The organism is Mesorhizobium sp. WSM4849, from assembly GCF_055811385.1.
This window is the reverse complement of the sequence record NZ_JBVVPW010000008.1, coordinates 1-14,765: the sequence shown is the minus strand read 5'-3', so window position 1 is coordinate 14,765 and position 14,765 is coordinate 1. Positions and strand designations below refer to the sequence as shown.

General features: G+C 57.4%; 15 protein-coding genes. 11 read left to right on the top strand and 4 right to left on the bottom strand.

Going from position 1 to position 14,765, the window contains the following annotated elements:
* Window positions 1-308: 308 nt before the first annotated feature.
* On the bottom strand, window positions 309-2,357 hold the full coding sequence (locus tag AC0L3L_RS10370) for a family 16 glycosylhydrolase (protein WP_473637489.1): 2,049 nt from the start codon (window positions 2,355-2,357) through the stop codon (window positions 309-311).
* A gap of 195 nt (window positions 2,358-2,552) precedes the next feature.
* Here AC0L3L_RS10370 and AC0L3L_RS10365 point away from each other — a divergent pair, with 195 nt between their 5' ends.
* Window positions 2,553-2,720 carry a hypothetical protein gene (locus AC0L3L_RS10365; RefSeq protein ID WP_473637488.1) on the top strand — a complete coding sequence of 56 codons (168 nt, stop codon included), beginning with the start codon at window positions 2,553-2,555 and terminating at the stop codon, window positions 2,718-2,720.
* A 234-nt stretch (window positions 2,721-2,954) separates the two neighbouring features.
* Complete coding sequence (locus AC0L3L_RS10360; protein ID WP_473637487.1) at window positions 2,955-3,215, top strand: hypothetical protein; 261 nt, start codon at window positions 2,955-2,957, stop codon at window positions 3,213-3,215.
* A 166-nt stretch (window positions 3,216-3,381) separates the two neighbouring features.
* Here AC0L3L_RS10360 and AC0L3L_RS10355 read toward each other — a convergent pair whose 3' ends face one another.
* The 3 genes from AC0L3L_RS10355 to AC0L3L_RS10345 form a co-directional block, all read right to left on the bottom strand.
* Window positions 3,382-3,507 carry a hypothetical protein gene (locus AC0L3L_RS10355; protein WP_473637486.1) on the bottom strand — a complete coding sequence of 42 codons (126 nt, stop codon included), beginning with the start codon at window positions 3,505-3,507 and terminating at the stop codon, window positions 3,382-3,384.
* A gap of 372 nt (window positions 3,508-3,879) precedes the next feature.
* Window positions 3,880-4,113 (bottom strand): hypothetical protein, encoded by a 234-nt coding sequence (locus AC0L3L_RS10350; RefSeq protein ID WP_258117200.1) that lies wholly within the window; start codon window positions 4,111-4,113, stop codon window positions 3,880-3,882.
* Between the two features lie 87 nt (window positions 4,114-4,200).
* Complete coding sequence (locus AC0L3L_RS10345; protein ID WP_258117201.1) at window positions 4,201-4,503, bottom strand: hypothetical protein; 303 nt, start codon at window positions 4,501-4,503, stop codon at window positions 4,201-4,203.
* 230 nt (window positions 4,504-4,733) lie between these two features.
* On the opposite strand from AC0L3L_RS10345, the gene AC0L3L_RS10340 reads away from it, so the two are divergent.
* The 9 genes from AC0L3L_RS10340 to AC0L3L_RS10300 all read left to right on the top strand — a co-directional run bounded on the left by AC0L3L_RS10340 (window position 4,734) and on the right by AC0L3L_RS10300 (window position 14,511).
* On the top strand, window positions 4,734-5,876 hold the full coding sequence (locus tag AC0L3L_RS10340) for a helix-turn-helix domain-containing protein (protein WP_473637485.1): 1,143 nt from the start codon (window positions 4,734-4,736) through the stop codon (window positions 5,874-5,876).
* A gap of 294 nt (window positions 5,877-6,170) precedes the next feature.
* Window positions 6,171-7,913: a putative bifunctional diguanylate cyclase/phosphodiesterase gene (locus AC0L3L_RS10335; protein ID WP_473527954.1), complete on the top strand. Its 1,743-nt coding sequence runs from the start codon at window positions 6,171-6,173 to the stop codon at window positions 7,911-7,913.
* A 172-nt stretch (window positions 7,914-8,085) separates the two neighbouring features.
* Window positions 8,086-8,607: a ubiquinone biosynthesis methyltransferase UbiE gene (locus AC0L3L_RS10330; protein WP_473637645.1), complete on the top strand. Its 522-nt coding sequence runs from the start codon at window positions 8,086-8,088 to the stop codon at window positions 8,605-8,607.
* Complete coding sequence (locus AC0L3L_RS10325; RefSeq protein ID WP_473637484.1) at window positions 8,604-9,782, top strand: methyltransferase domain-containing protein; 1,179 nt, start codon at window positions 8,604-8,606, stop codon at window positions 9,780-9,782. The genes AC0L3L_RS10330 and AC0L3L_RS10325 overlap by 4 nt, the downstream gene beginning before the upstream one ends.
* Window positions 9,779-12,163, top strand: coding sequence for a SpoIIE family protein phosphatase (locus AC0L3L_RS10320; protein WP_473637483.1), 2,385 nt, complete (start codon window positions 9,779-9,781; stop codon window positions 12,161-12,163). Before AC0L3L_RS10325 ends, AC0L3L_RS10320 begins: the two co-directional genes overlap by 4 nt.
* 2 nt (window positions 12,164-12,165) lie before the next feature.
* On the top strand, window positions 12,166-12,726 hold the full coding sequence (locus AC0L3L_RS10315) for a slr1658 superfamily regulator (protein WP_473487321.1): 561 nt from the start codon (window positions 12,166-12,168) through the stop codon (window positions 12,724-12,726).
* 18 nt (window positions 12,727-12,744) lie between these two features.
* Complete coding sequence (locus tag AC0L3L_RS10310; protein ID WP_473487320.1) at window positions 12,745-13,083, top strand: slr1659 superfamily regulator; 339 nt, start codon at window positions 12,745-12,747, stop codon at window positions 13,081-13,083.
* A 368-nt stretch (window positions 13,084-13,451) separates the two neighbouring features.
* Window positions 13,452-14,048 (top strand): ATP-dependent DNA ligase, encoded by a 597-nt coding sequence (locus AC0L3L_RS10305; RefSeq protein WP_473637482.1) that lies wholly within the window; start codon window positions 13,452-13,454, stop codon window positions 14,046-14,048.
* 244 nt (window positions 14,049-14,292) lie between these two features.
* A complete protein-coding gene (locus AC0L3L_RS10300; RefSeq protein ID WP_473487318.1) occupies window positions 14,293-14,511 on the top strand; it encodes a DUF3072 domain-containing protein in 219 nt (72 codons plus the stop codon).
* The last annotated feature ends 254 nt before the right edge of the window (window positions 14,512-14,765 follow it).

The following is a 14,765-nucleotide window of genomic DNA, read 5'->3' as shown; positions in this document are numbered from 1 at the left end:
TAGACGGGCCGTGAATCAGTGAAGGGGAAGTCGCAAAGTCGGTTGTGGCCCGGAATGCGCTCCGGCAAGGTTGAGACTTCTGCGGCCGGAGAGCGCGCCGGAAAAGCAAGTGTCCCGCGAAGCGTATCCTTCGGCGCCCGGCCAACTGCGGACTGTTCTCATCCTTGGAGAAGGAACGCTCAAAGCCACTGTCCGAGAGCATCGCTCGAAAAAGAGGTCACCGGTTTTTCGAACAAAGCGATGCGCAAACAAGAAGTTACAGCGGTGCGCTTGATCTCGTTTTCACGCGCACCGCTGTGGGCGCCGGATCAGATCACGAAAAAATCGTCGGCCAGCAGCGTCGGCCTGTTCGTCAGCGTCGCGAGCTCTGTCATGCCGCCTGCGACGTTTCCGTTGGAATCGTAAAACAACGCACCCGTAACCTCGTCATAGACGATGTGGTCGTCGGCGTCGTGCGCGCTAGTCCCAGCGAAGAAGTACCTTGGCTCGAGGGCTCCCGTGGTGGCTCCAAGCCCCTGCATTACCGAATTCTGGAGCCTGAATGCATCGGCCGTATGGTCGAAATCCGTGATGATGTCGCGGTTGGCCACTGAGAGCGGCGCGCTGAAAACGAAGGAATCGTTGCCGGCGCCACCAGTAAGCCAGTCAATGCCCAGGCCGCCCGTTAGTGTATCGTTGCCACCCCACCCAAGCACGGAATCATTGCCTCGGCCGCCGTCCAGTTTGTTGTCGCTGTCGTTGCCGTCGAGCACGTTGTCGAGGGAATTTCCCGTGGCTCCGACGTTGGCGTTTCCGGTCAGACGCAGATTTTCTACCAGCCGGCGATCGACCGCCAGTGAGTACGTGACCAAGCTGAAAATCTGGTCGAGGCCCGCTTCGTCGATGACGTTGTCCAGTACATTGTCCACATAATAGGTATCGTTGCCGGCACCGCCATTCATCAGGTCGGCCCCGGTCCCGCCATCGAGAAGGTCGGCGCCATCATAGCCCGCTAACCGGTCGCTACCCGCCCCGCCCCTTATGGTGTCGTTGCCGGCAAGGCCGTCCAGCGTGTTGTTCCCATTGTTCCCGGTCAGCTCATTGTCGGAAGAATTGCCGCGACCATTGATAGCGCCAAGGCCGATGAGGGTCAGATTTTCGACATAGGATGGCAGTGAATAGGTGCTCGAGCTGAACACCCAATCGTTGCCCGCCGCATCGCCCTCGACCACGCGGTCGAGCGCATGGTCGACATAGTAGGTATCGTTGCCTGCGCCGCCCTCCATCTTGTCGATTCCGACCCCGCCGTCGAGCAGGTTGCTGCCAGCGTTGCCGACCAGCGTGTTGTCGAGTTCGTTACCCATCACGTCGATGTCGGCAACGCCGGTGAGTGTGAGCTGCTCTATTTGCTGGCCGGACAGCGAATACGTCATCGAGGTGATGACCAGATCGATTCCGGCGCCGTCAGCCTCAATGACTACGTCGAATGCGTCATCGACGCGGTAGGTATCGTTGCCGAAACCGCCGGACATTTTGTCAGCACCAGCTCCGCCGTCCAGAACGTCATCAAAGCTGCCGCCGTTCAGGATATCCGCCGCATCCGTCCCGGTCAGGTGCTGCTCCATCACGTCCGGCGCGGCATAGGCGCGCACGTAGTCGATGACCATCTTGTAGGTGCCGGACGCCCGCTCGACCTCAAGGGGATTCATGGCAAGCGAGGCTATCATATAGAGCGGCGTGCGGAAGGACTCGCTCATTGGAAAGCGGCTCAGCTCCTTGCCGTCATAGTACACGGTGATCCAGTCCGTCGTGATCCTCGCGCCGTAGGTGTGAAACGCCCCGTCGAACAGCGAACTGGCGAGGCCCGTATAGTTGCTTTCCCAGGCGTGGCTTTCCTTATTGCTCAAGTGCACCGCCTGGTGATGACCATCGGGATCGCCCCCATACGCTTCAACGATGTCGACCTCGACGCGTGGCACAGTCTGATCGGGCGACAGCATCCAGAAAGCCGGCCAGGCTCCCGCCCCGCCGTGAAAGGCTGCGCGCATCTCGAAGTACCCGTACTCTTGCGCGAAACCCTGGCCGGCGCTGTTAACCGTTTGCATCGTTCCAGACTGCCAGACGCCGTCCACCTGCTTCATGGTAATGGTCAGCTTCCCGTCAGAGACGGAGAACGGATTCGTTGCCCCCACCGGCGACATGAACGTGGCGGCCCCGTAGGGGGCGTGCACAGGCGCGAACCAGTTGCCGGTGCCGTTGTTCGGCACGACATCCATCGTATTGAACTCGTCAGAAAAGGAGAGGTTGAAACCGGTGAGGTTCAGCTCCGATCCCTTGTACTGTCCAGTCCAATCGCCAGGAAGAGCAATCGCAGCCATTGATGGGCTCCTCGTTCGCGCAACATTTTCGCGGTGACCCACCAAGATCTAATCGTCCATTTGTTAACGGAACGGAAATGGACACCGATTCCGCCGCAAATGGGGTCAGTGCGGTTATCCCCAGCGCTTCACGAGAAATTTGGGAGAAGTCGCAAATCGGTTGACGTAGCCGGCACACGATACTGCGAATCCTCCATGGCGCATGATCCGATCGACACGCTGGGCAAGGCGACCCGGCACAACATGCTCGTCAAAGCCGAGTGCATCTGCGGGAACGTGCGCTACTGCCGTTCCGCCGATCTGATAATGGTCTATGGCGGAGGCGCCGACCCGCTGAAACTCAAGTTCGATTGCACCCGCTGAAAGCCTGAGATCAAGTCACATTGCCAGAGGTGCATCCCGAGCACCTGCCCAAATGATTGATGATCCACAAGCCGATGAAAGGTCCTGACGGCAAGATCCACTGGCACGCGGAAAGATTCCGAGGGTGAGCCCCATCAGTGCAACATTCCTTCTGTCCGCATGTTGGTTTGTGAGCGCGTCGTGCGCTTAAGACAGGAGAAAGGAATATGAAACGAATTCTTTTGAACCTCGGCCGTGTTGGCGCTTTCCGCCGGGCTTTCCTTTGTCCAGACGACGAGCGGAACTTCGGGCGGAACCTCCACGACCACAACCACGCCCAGCACCGATCAGGGGACTGACACCACCACCACCAGCGGCACGAACCCGAACTCGGCCAAGGATCGCGCGCCTGGCCAGCAGCCCGGCAGCGCGCAGGAGGCCGCCCCTGGTCAGCAGGACACGGGCGCCAAGACCGCCGCCCCCAGGCAAATGAAGAAGACCACCGAAGATTGCTGATTGGCAACGCCATACAAGGGGAAGGCCGGCGCCGCTTGGGGGGCGTTGGGGTAGAATGCCTGTAGGGCGCCGGCCTGGCGGATTGGGGTCCGCCGTTGGATAGTATCAAACTTGGCGATTCGAGTAACTCCGTGATCGCGGAATGTGAGGAGGCGGTCGACGACGCTCAGTCCTTTGCATCATCACCGTCTTGCACAGAGCCATCGTTTTTATCTGCCGGGCTCTCTAACCCGGCCAGTTGCCGGTCGGCCATTTCTTTAGCGAGGTCCACCAGGGCATCGACCTTTTGCATCTGGTCCACGTCACCGCTATTGGCGACGCGTTTCCGGATCGTCGCATCGCAATGCCCCTTGGGCGGCTATTAGCCTGTACTTTTCGAAGATCGCTAGCTTCTGCGGATAGGTGATCCGTACCTTGGCGTTGCACCCGTCGCATCTGAAGTGCGCGATCGTTCTTAGCGCAGAGCCCTTCCTTACCGCCGGATGCGAGCAACCCGGACAATCGAAAGTGAGCGCAACATCAGACAAGTCTTGGGCTAAACCCATTTCCATCTCTTTCGCAAGCGCTGTGGCTACACTCTGGCGGGACTCAATGGGGCAATGCAGATGCCAATCCGGCTGTGCCAACGCGGGACTAGAACAATTCGCCTCGGAACGGCGCCAAGCTAGTGCGCCTTCTCTGCGCCCTTTGAAAGACGAAGAGACCTAACTTCATCCAGCAGTTCGCGCTCCTTGGTAGTAATGTTTCGGAAGATTGCGACAATCGCCACCGCTAAGGCCTCGGCATCCCGGCTTGAAGAGTCAATGTGTTCATCTGCGCAAACCTGATCGAACACGCGTTCGCAAATAGCCAGATCATGAGGGCTGAGGCAGGTGCGATTGAAACGCCGACGCAGCATCTGTGCGAACCTTTCAGGGCCCGTTGCCCGTGTTTGCGGCGGGCCTTTTTTTGCCGATGAACCGCTGAGGCGTGTATTGGAATAAGTTTACTCGCTGACTGATAATTGGTCTTTCAATAGTCCCAAAATCAGCGCGCACTCGCGAGCTCTATACTGTCCAGCAATCATAAGTTGTCGGTAATCTCGCAGTTTTTGTTCTGGGACATGAAATCCTCGCCGAAATTCCGCCGCCTCTTTCGGAGTTCGAGTGCAACCGAGTTTACTGGCAGTGACTTTCAAACTCGCCAGTGAGCATCCGACCTTGGCTGCTATATCTTTCAAAGGTTCGTTATTAAAATATCCATCAAGAATTATCTTGCGACGAGCTTCTGCTTTGAGCTTTGCGTTCATTTCGTTGTCTCCTCAACTACGCTTTCACCGTGCAAGACTCTATACGCGCCAGGTTGAAGAGTGTCGTTATCGTCGCATCCAGAAACTTATCTCGGAATGCATTTCTTGCTGTAACCCAGCGTGATGGCGCTCCTGTGGACTCGCATTCCGCTAGTCTTGCCAGATGCCTGTGATACACCACATGATTGAGGTGGAGATGGGCATACCGGAATCGGATACGGCACTACGCGATGGACGCTAAGAGGCAGGACAAGGCGCTTGCGAGGCAGGCGCTTGAGCGCGATCGACGTCGTTGGCCGCGCGAAGCTCAACCTTACAATGAGGCTGCCCCGTCACTTGCGCCGGCGCTCGAACCTTTGCCCTTTTCGACGCTCGAACTGGCGCCAGAGGATCAATTTGTCGCCTGGCAGGCGCATATGGCTCCGCTTGTCGAGATCAAGTTGCCGGATGACAAATCGCTCGACGATGGCTTTCCCGCCGACCACACGGCTTGGAACCTCGGCGGCATGCTGATCGTTCAACAGCGCGCACCGGCACATAGTTATATGCGTTCTGCTGCGAAGCTTCGGTCCAGCTCGATCGATCACTGGTATATCGCTTTGCCGCATACTGGCCGGTCGTGGACGGAGGTCGATCGCCGCGTAGCGGAAAACCAGCCGGGCAAATTGGAGATTAGATCGCTTGGCTACCCGTTTCGCGGGAGGGCAACGGAATCCCAAAGTCTCTTTCTCTATTTGCCGCGTGATTTGTTCGCCGATGCGGCGGCAACCCTGGACGCAAAGAATAATTCAATTCTGTCCGGCAACTTTGCCAACCTTTTGCTCGACTACCTCAACAGCATCGAAGCAAGACTGCGCAGTCTCACGGCTGACGATCTGCCCCGCATCGTGCACGCAACACGCAGCATGATCATTGCCTGCCTCTCGCCACCGACAGAACATGCCGCGGCCACCGAACAATTGGTGAGTGTCGCGCTGATGGAGCGAGCCCGTCGATACGTCCACAACAATCTGGATGCGGCTCATCTGACGCCGGATTCAATGTGCCGGGCGCTCGGCGTCTCGCGCTCTCGTCTTTATCAGTTGTTCGAACCGAGCGGTGGTGTTCTCCACTACATACAAAGTCGCCGACTTCTGGCAGCCCATGTTGCGCTTAGCGATCCGGCGGACAGCCGGCGCATTGTTAATATTGCCGAAGCCGTCGGCTTTAGTTCAGCGGCTAATTTCAGCCGAGCATTTAGCAAGGAATTCGGTTACAGCCCCCGCGAAGTCCGAAGTTCCGTGGTGTTGCCGCGCCCCGCCCACTCTGTTTCGCATGCCGGACACGAGGAGGCCTCTTCCTTTGAACATTGGCTCAAAGCGCTCGGAAGCTGAGTACAGGATCGGGGATGGTTGAAGTGGGGCGGGCTTAAAACAGGGCGGGGAAGATCAGCCGCCTCATGGACCAGAATATTTCGTGTCGCGTCCACCGCGCCATCAATTATAGCCAATTCCCGATTTATCAACCAACTGTTCATCGATGTCGCTGCCAATCACAGCGGAGCATACATTGCAACTACGCAGCATGAGACACTTGTTGAGACTGCGAGTTGTATGTTTGCCAAGCTTGACAGTTATGCTATTTCTGGGCTGGGGGACGTGGATTCTCACTGCTCATGGAGGTGGCTATTGCACCCGGAGGCATCAGGGGTCGGCACGGAGAGCGAGGGGCCTGCCTCAAGCGATGCACCACGTCCCGGCGAAGCGCTGCTCGCTGACCTTTTGGCGTACACGACCGAATTTTTGTCGTTCTATGATCGCGACTTCTGTCTGACGCACTACGCAGCCAAACTCAAAGGCGTGTACGGAGGCGCGGTGGTGCCGGGTGCCGCCGTTTGGGAGATCTACCCGAGCTTCCTCGATGCGAGGTATCGTGACGAATTTCTTCGTGTGTTCCACGGCGGCTCACCGGCAAGCATTGATTTGCCGCGATCACCGGGTGAAGCGCCACGGTCCGCTTTCGTTTTCGCCACTGCGAATGGTGTGGGAATCATCGAATCAAGGGGGCGCGATGGGCGAAGCGTCGTGGAGGAGCAAGAGCATGTAATTCTGCTCCATCAGGCGACGCACGACGTACTGACCGGACTGCAGAATCGGCGGCGTTTCGGCGAGCGGCTGCAGCAGGCAATGGCCGCCCTCGGCGGATCAAAGCCGAAAGCAGCCCTTCTGCAAATCGACCTTGACGATTTCAAAGCGGTCAACGACACGCTCGGCCATGGAGCAGGCGACACTCTTCTTCAACTCGCGGCGGGTCGTATTCGCGACGCCCTGCAGGACGGCGAATCCGCATACCGGTATGCCGGCGATGAGTTCGCTGTCATCCAATTGGGAAAGGAGCAGCCGGCAGAGGCTGAGCGCCTCGCCGGATCGCTAGTCGACGCGTTCAAGAACCCGTTCGTCATTAACGGCATTCCCGTCTTCGTCGGCTCGAGTATCGGAATTGCTTTCGGGCCAGAGCACGGGACCGATGGCGAACAGTTGATGAAAGCCGCTGATATTGCCCTTTACGCGGCCAAGACAGATGGACGCGGTTGCGCTCGAACATTCAACCGTTCGATGCTGCTCTTGCTCGAGCAACGCGAGAATCTGAGACGCAGCCTTCGAACCGCGCTGGAGCGCGGCGAACTTTATCTGGAATATCAGCCGCTCATTCGGCCTCCCGCGTCGGTGATCGGTTTCGAAGCGCTGCTGCGGTGGCGGCACCCCGAGGTCGGAACCATTCCACCCAACGTGTTCATACCGATCGCCGAAGCCGACGGTCTGATGGACGAGATTGGGCGATGGGTGCTCGAGGAAGCCTGTCGCCAGGCATTGACGTGGCCTTCCTCGCTGACAGTCGCAGTGAACCTGTCGCCAGCTCAGTTCCTTAGCGGTTCGCTGACGGACACGGTCGCTCAGATCATCGACGCAGTTGGAATCGAAGCCGACAGACTTGAACTTGAAATAACCGAGACGGTCCTGCTTGAAAAGACGATCGACAATATCGACACGTTGAACACTCTGAACGTTTTGGGAATACGAATTTCGCTCGACGATTTTGGAACATACTATTCATCGTTAAGCTACCTTAAAAACTTTCCCTTCGATACTTTGAAGATAGATCGGTACTTTATTGCGGACCTGGAGACCGATCTCAAAAGCCAAACGATCGTGCGATCGATCATGAACCTGGCGCACGGCCTGGGGATAAATGTCACTGCCGAGGGGGTCGAGACGTCGGCACAGGCACGGTGGCTGATCAAGGAGAATTGCGATTGCCTGCAAGGCAACTTCCTGGGAAAGCCGCTTGGAGCCGAGGCGATTAGCGATTTCATCAGGCGGTCCCCGCTGAGGGTGGTACGGACGATGGAGGAATCAAATCGGGCGCTCTAGCGCCTTGCACCCTTTGTTAACGATGAAGTGGAGATTTGTAGAACGATCAAGGCAGATACCGCGCAATTTTTCGAGTCGGTGCGAGACTGACCCATCAGGACGCGGTGACATTTTTTGTCGCGGAGGTCATCACCCCGCGAGGGCTCAATACGATGGAAAAGTGAGGATGCCGATGGGAACTGTTCATCATCACCTGGCTGGCGGGCCGACTTTTGAACCGATGATCCAGATCGACATGGAAATCAAAGCTTTCGTCTCCGCCTGGAAACATTGCGACTATGTCTCGACATACATGGCCCGGATGATCAGCCGAAACAGGTCAGACTCGGTTCGGCATTCAAATCTCTTTTCTTCCGCCTTTAACGAATTGCTGGAAGTCGCCTTTCGTACGCGCCATGCCGACGGCGAATTGGCATGCAGGGTGTCTCGCCATGGCGCGACGGACAGGATCGAGTTGACATTCCCTTGCGTGCCAGAGGAGCGTCAATTCTACGAACAAGCCGTGTCGCTGGTCGCAGGATCCGAGGTCCGGGAGCGATATCTCAATTCGGTATCCGGGGATCTCGCCCCGAGCCGGGAGGTGGTTCTTTTGGAACTGGCCATCGACTACAACGCGACACTCAGGGTCGAGGAAGCCGACGGTGATGCGATCAAGCTTGTCGTGGATCTCCCGCTCGAGGGCTTGCAAAATTGAACCCTTACGACCTTCTCCCGCGTTTCAAGGCGCAATACGACGCCAACAATCAGGAGTTCTCCATATCGGGGGTGGTCCGGCCTCAGGCAATCGATGAACTTGGACCCAGCATAGCATTGCTTCGCGATGCGATCGGCCGTGTGCGCGGCGTTCTCTACGTCAATGTCAGACGTCTGACTCAGATGAACAACGCTGCGTTTCACGCCTTTTCGAGGATCATTCTCGACGCTTGTCGGGCTCGACCCGATCTCAAATTCATCGTCATCACGTCAAGCGTCGTCGGATGGACGTCACGAAAGTTCGGTCGCTTGAGCGGAATCGAACCGAACATCACGGTCGAGGAGTATGACAGCGAATTCTATCCGGGGCAGGGCTTCCTTGAGGAAGGCGGGTTCGTGCCGATCCTGCGCACACAAACAAAGATGACCTGGCGCCACGAGCGCGCAATCTTGCCCCGACACGGCATGAGGCCCGGGATCGTGATGGCCGACATCTGTTGCGGCATAGGTGATTTCGCCGTGCTCGTGCAGAAGGAGTTCCAGCCATCGCGGATCATCGCGCTCGACCACTCCAGGTCGAGCCTCGCCTATGCGCGAAACGTGGCTGCGGAGTTCGATATCAAGGGCATCGAGTACACTTATGGCGATGCAGCAGAAATGCTGCTCGAGGAAAATCAGTTCGACCTCGTCACGTGCCGCCATTCGCTGCAGGTGTTCAACAAGCCCGAACTGATCCTCAGGGAACTGTTTCGCATCTGCAAGCCGGGCGGACGTGTCTACATCACCAATGAAAAAAATTCGCACTGCCTGGGCGAACCACGCGCCGACAGCATCCAGTGGACCTATAACGAGGTCGCCAAGCTGTGGGCGCACTTCCAGATGGATATTGAGCTCGGCCCGAAGAGCAAACGCTACCTGACCGAAGCGGGGCTCGAAGACATTCGGGTCGAGTCCTTCATGGTCACCAACCACGACGGCGATCCACAGGACTTCGCGGACGTCATAGCGGCATGGGAGAATGTTTATGCAGGCGAGATGGCTACCAAGCGAGGTGACACACCGGCGTTTATCAGGCGGTTCCGACAGGGCTTCCAGGACCACATCTTCGCTGCGCTCCACTCCAAGGGCTATGCCGGCTGGCCGATCTGGGTTGCATCGGGACGCAAGCCGCTATGACCGATTTGGATGCAACACCGCCCAGACCCTGGCCTGTCCTCCGGCTTAACAGCTTCCGCGCTAAATTCTTGATCGTTGTGGGTGGGGCGGTGCTGTTCGACCTCCTCGTCGGCGGCGGCGTCGCGCTGTGGAATGTGAACCGGCTTTCCCGGGACGCGACGCACCAGATCGAGAGCGGCCTCACCAAGGCAAGCCAGGAATACCTCCAGAACTATATCGAGACGACGGCGCTGCGCGCCGATCTCCTGTTCGGCCGCATGCACTCCGAGGTGACCGCACTTGCAGCCTCCATGCAGAGATTAATAGATTATCCGGAAGCAAAAGATGCGATCGGCAAGGCGTTGGCGAAGAACCCCTATTTTAATGCGCCGCTTGCATATGACGCCACGGGAAACTGGGTACAGACCCGGCAAGGGTCACCTTCGGTCATGAGTGTCTGGGGATATCTCCTCTCCGCTGATCACCAACCGAAGCCCGAAATTCTCCGCGACATTCAGGAGAGTGCGATCTTCGATATTTTTGGCACAAGCCAGATGTCAACTGGCGCCAAGAAGCTGCAGGTCTACTACGTAGGGCCGAAGGCAGGGCCGATCATGCGCACGATTCCTTATTCCGATCAGGCGCAGACCTTCGACAAGCTTTATCCAGGCCACGATAAAGCGAATTTCTGGGATTTCTTCTTTCCTGGCGTCTATGAAGGCTGGGAAGGCTGGATCAGGGAGCCCGATTCGCGCCCCGTAAAGGGCGATGACATCACTGCGACTGCTCCTTATATCGACGCGATTACCGGCAAGCTCATAGTGAGCTTCTTCCACCCACTCTGGACGAAAGACCGCAGTAATGTCGCCGGCATGGTCGCTGCCGACGTTACGCTCGATCAACTCGCTGACATCGTCGAAAGCGTGAAGGTCGCCGATACGGGCTTCGGTTTTCTCACCATGTCGAACGGCAATGTGCTCGCGATCAAGCCTGTAGGCGAGAAAATGCTCGGGCTCAAGATCGCAAGTGGTGCGGCAGGTCAAGGCGTTACCGGCCTCGATCGCTCGCTCAAAAAGAGCACGCACGCGACCGTCGCAGCGCTCGAACTTCCCGCCGACGACAAGACAGTCATTAAGCATATTTCGATTGAGGAAAACGGTAAAGCCCAACCGTACATCGTCGCACTTCGCCGACTAAACCCAGTCAATCTCTGGAATAGTACTGGGTCCATCACGGCCGAAACCCTGATGCTTGGCTTCGTCGTCCCCGAACAGGAAATTTATGCTTCCCTCCTTGCAGCGCAGCAGAGCATTTCCAGCGCAACCAACCGGATCCTGATAACCCAGGTCATCGCAGTTATCGTTTCGCTCCTGATCGTCTTTGCGGCTGTTTTCGGAATTTCAAAGCGGATCACTGCAGGCCTCAGTGCGCTTGCCGGGGCCGCCAAGCGGTTGCAGGCGAAAGACTATTCAGTCCGGGTAAGCATTCCGACGCGCGACGAGGTTGGAGCGGTGGGGGTCGCTTTCAACCGGATGGCTGAGCAGATCAGCTTTCACACGGAAAACCTCGAGCAGCTCGTCGACGAACGAACCAGGGAGCTCGGGGACGCCAACCAGGAGATTTCGGCACTCAACGAAAAGCTGCGAGACGAGAACGTCCGCCTCGGTGCCGAGCTCGCGGTTGCCAGGCAGATCCAGATGATGGTCCTGCCGAAACAATTCGAACTCGAAGCGATTCCTGGGCTGGAGATCGCAGCCTACATGCGTCCGGCTGACGAGGTTGGCGGCGACTACTATGACGTCCTGCAGAACGGATCACGGGTCAAGATCGGCATCGGCGACGTGACCGGTCATGGTCTTGAGAGCGGCGTGCTGATGCTGATGGTCCAATCCGTTGCACGCGCGCTGCAGGAGACCGACGAAGCGAATCCGCACCAGTTTCTGGATCGGCTGAACAGAGCGATCTACAAGAACATCGAGCGGACGAACACCGACAAGCATCTCTCGCTGGCCTTTCTTGACTTCGAAGATGAGCGGGTAACGCTATCCGGCCAGCATGAGGACGTTCTTGTCGTGCGTGCGGATGGGGAAGTCGAACGTATCGATACGATTGATCTGGGTCTGCCGGTTGGCCTGGAGAATGACATCTCGAAGTTCATTGCCACGCGTGACATCCTGTTCGGAAGCGGCGACGTGATCGTGCTGCACACCGACGGTGTGACCGAGGCGGAAAACCACGAAAGAAAGTTGTTCGGGTTCGAGCGCCTCAGCCAGAGCGTACAAAGACGTCACGGCAGCAGCGCCGAGGACATCAAGACTGGGATCATCGACGATCTGATGGCCCATATCGGGATCCAGAAGATCCACGATGACATCACCCTCGTGATCATAAGGCACACATAGCAATGACAACGCTGTTCGGTACCCCTGATATTGCGATCGGGATGAAGGAGAGCGTCAGTCGCGTGCGGCTGTTCGACGGACCTCTCGACTTGAGTTGGCGTCATTGTGCCACCACCTCGGACTTCATCGCCGATCTTTTCGCGTTGCGCTTCCGGTCGTCCCGCAATGACTACATGGAAGTGCGGCACAGCATCGGATATCTGGTCAACGAACTCATCGAAAATGCCGTCAAGTTTCGCGCACCGGGTGAGATCGTGATCGAGGCGTCGATGGATTCGGAGTGCTTCAAGCTCAAAGTGTCGAATGAAGTCGATGGTGAAGATGCGTCTGAGTTCCAAAGTCTCCTGGCGGACATCACGGTTGGCGACCCCATGGACCTGCTGATACAGCGAATTGAAGCCAATGCCGCCAACGCCGGCGTAGGAGGCTCCGGACTTGGATTGCTGACGTTGATGAGCGACTACGGCGCACGCCTGGCTTGGATATTCAGCGCCGCAGACGAAAGCGATCGGATTTGCGTGGAGACATATGCCTCCATTCCGATCTCGCAAATTCACAACTAAATAAAACGAAGCCAGGCTATGGAAATCAAGACAGACGATTACCGCGTGTGGACTGAAGGAAGCGAAATTTTCTTCGACGGTGCAATGCGGCTTGCCAGTTCCGACGACGGTGCGCCTATCACGGCGTTGGCGACCCGTGTTCTTGCCTCGAACCCCGCTTCCATTACGCTCAATCTGAAGGACCTTCACTTTCTCAACTCTTCCGGCATCAACCTGCTGGCGAAATTTACCATTGAGGTGCGCAAGCATCCCGATGTTCGACTCGTCGTGCGTGGAACGCCCGACATACCCTGGCAGTCGAAATCATTGCCGAATCTGAAGAAGCTGCATCCCGCTGTGGTGCTTTTGATGGACTGACCAAGGTAGTCCGCAATCGGAGCAATTCCAGGAAAAGTGCGAACGGTTTTCCGTCCGGAATTGCAGTCAAAAAATAAAGAGATAGAGCGGTTCTGCGGTTCCGTGAAATGACGAACCGCTCTAGCCAAGGGCTGCGTAGGCTGGCGGCAATCCCGGACAGCAATAAGCCGGTCGGGAACGGTGCAAGAGCGCCGCGCCGAGCAAGATATGTACGCCAGGATAAGTATTAGGATGCAAAGCTAACGACAGATCGGCCTCGTGCGTAGATGCTTGCAATGGCTTGGCGGGGGCTCGGCACAGGTGGCAGGCATCCTGTTGGGGTGATGTCGTGCTGCCTGTGCCGATTAGCCGCCGCTGCGCGGTCAAAGGTGGCGTCATTGAGTAAGCGTGCCAAGGTCGATGGCGGCCGGCTGGAGTTTCTTCCGCCGCAGATCCCGACTCGGGTCGAGCGGCCGCCTGAAGATGAGGGCTGGGTCCACGAGGCCAATCTCGACGGCTATCGAACCCAGATCATCATCGATAATGGCGGCGTGCGTCTTTACAGCAAGAACGGCCGTGACTGGACCACGAAATACTGGCCCATCGCACTAGCCGTCGATCTGCGATGCCGGACTGCCATTCTCGATGGCGAGGTCATTGTTTCCGGCGAGCAGGGCGCTTCCGATTGCCCTGCGCTGGAAGCCGCGATCTGGAACGAGCCGAGCCGGCTGGTGTTCGTCACTTTCGATATCCTCCATCTCGACGGCCGCGATCTAGGCTCCTTGCCGCTGCTGCAGCGCAAGCAGGCGCTATGGCAACTGGTTGAGCCTGGCCTCGGCAAGATCCAATACAGTGAGCACTTCGAGGGCAGTGCGCTGGCGCTCTTCCGCACCGTCGAGAAGATCGGGCTCAATGGAATTATCTCGAAGCGCGCCGACAGCCGCTACAGGAGCGGACTGTCGAACACATGGCTGAAGGCCAAATAATTCGAAGAAGCCGACTCCCGAGTTGAGCCAGGTACGGCTCCAATGGCCCTGATCGCTGCTCAAGGGGCGTCCTCACCGATTTGAGGATCGTGCAAGATTACAACCATAGGTATCCACGCTATGAAATAGCCAAGAAGAGATTCGCTCCGCTTGCGCGTAACCGGCCTGGCGGGCGGACGCGACACAATCTGGCGGAACAAATCATGATCATTCTCATTGTGATGATCATCAAGGGAGATTGATCATGGGCGACCGGCACAACCCAAAAATCGAGGCACCGGCAACTGTCAAAAAGGACCCGGAAGATTGGATCAGCGGAGATGACCCCATGACCCCCGCACAAGCCTCCTATTTGAAAACTTTGGCCGAACAGGCCGACGACCCTGACGCCTATGCTGACGGCCTCAGCAAGGCGGAAGCCTCTAAACGCATTGATGCACTCCGGGAGAAGTTAGGCCTGTAGTGCCCGCTGTGGCTCCTGGTCTCCAGTGACGGGGGCCGTTCCTGGGGCCGTTCCATCGAACCAGGCAGCGGCTCTGTCCAGTTTTGTTACCGTGGTCTGGAGGCTTGCGGTGCTCTGCATTACGAATTGGGTGACTGCGGCCAAAACTTGGTCAAGAGGTGCTAATCAACGCCGGGCATGAGCTGCATTGCGTTCTGCAACCGCTCGCTGGATAGTCCTGGCGATGTTGCAGACCTTAATGACTCATTGGCCCC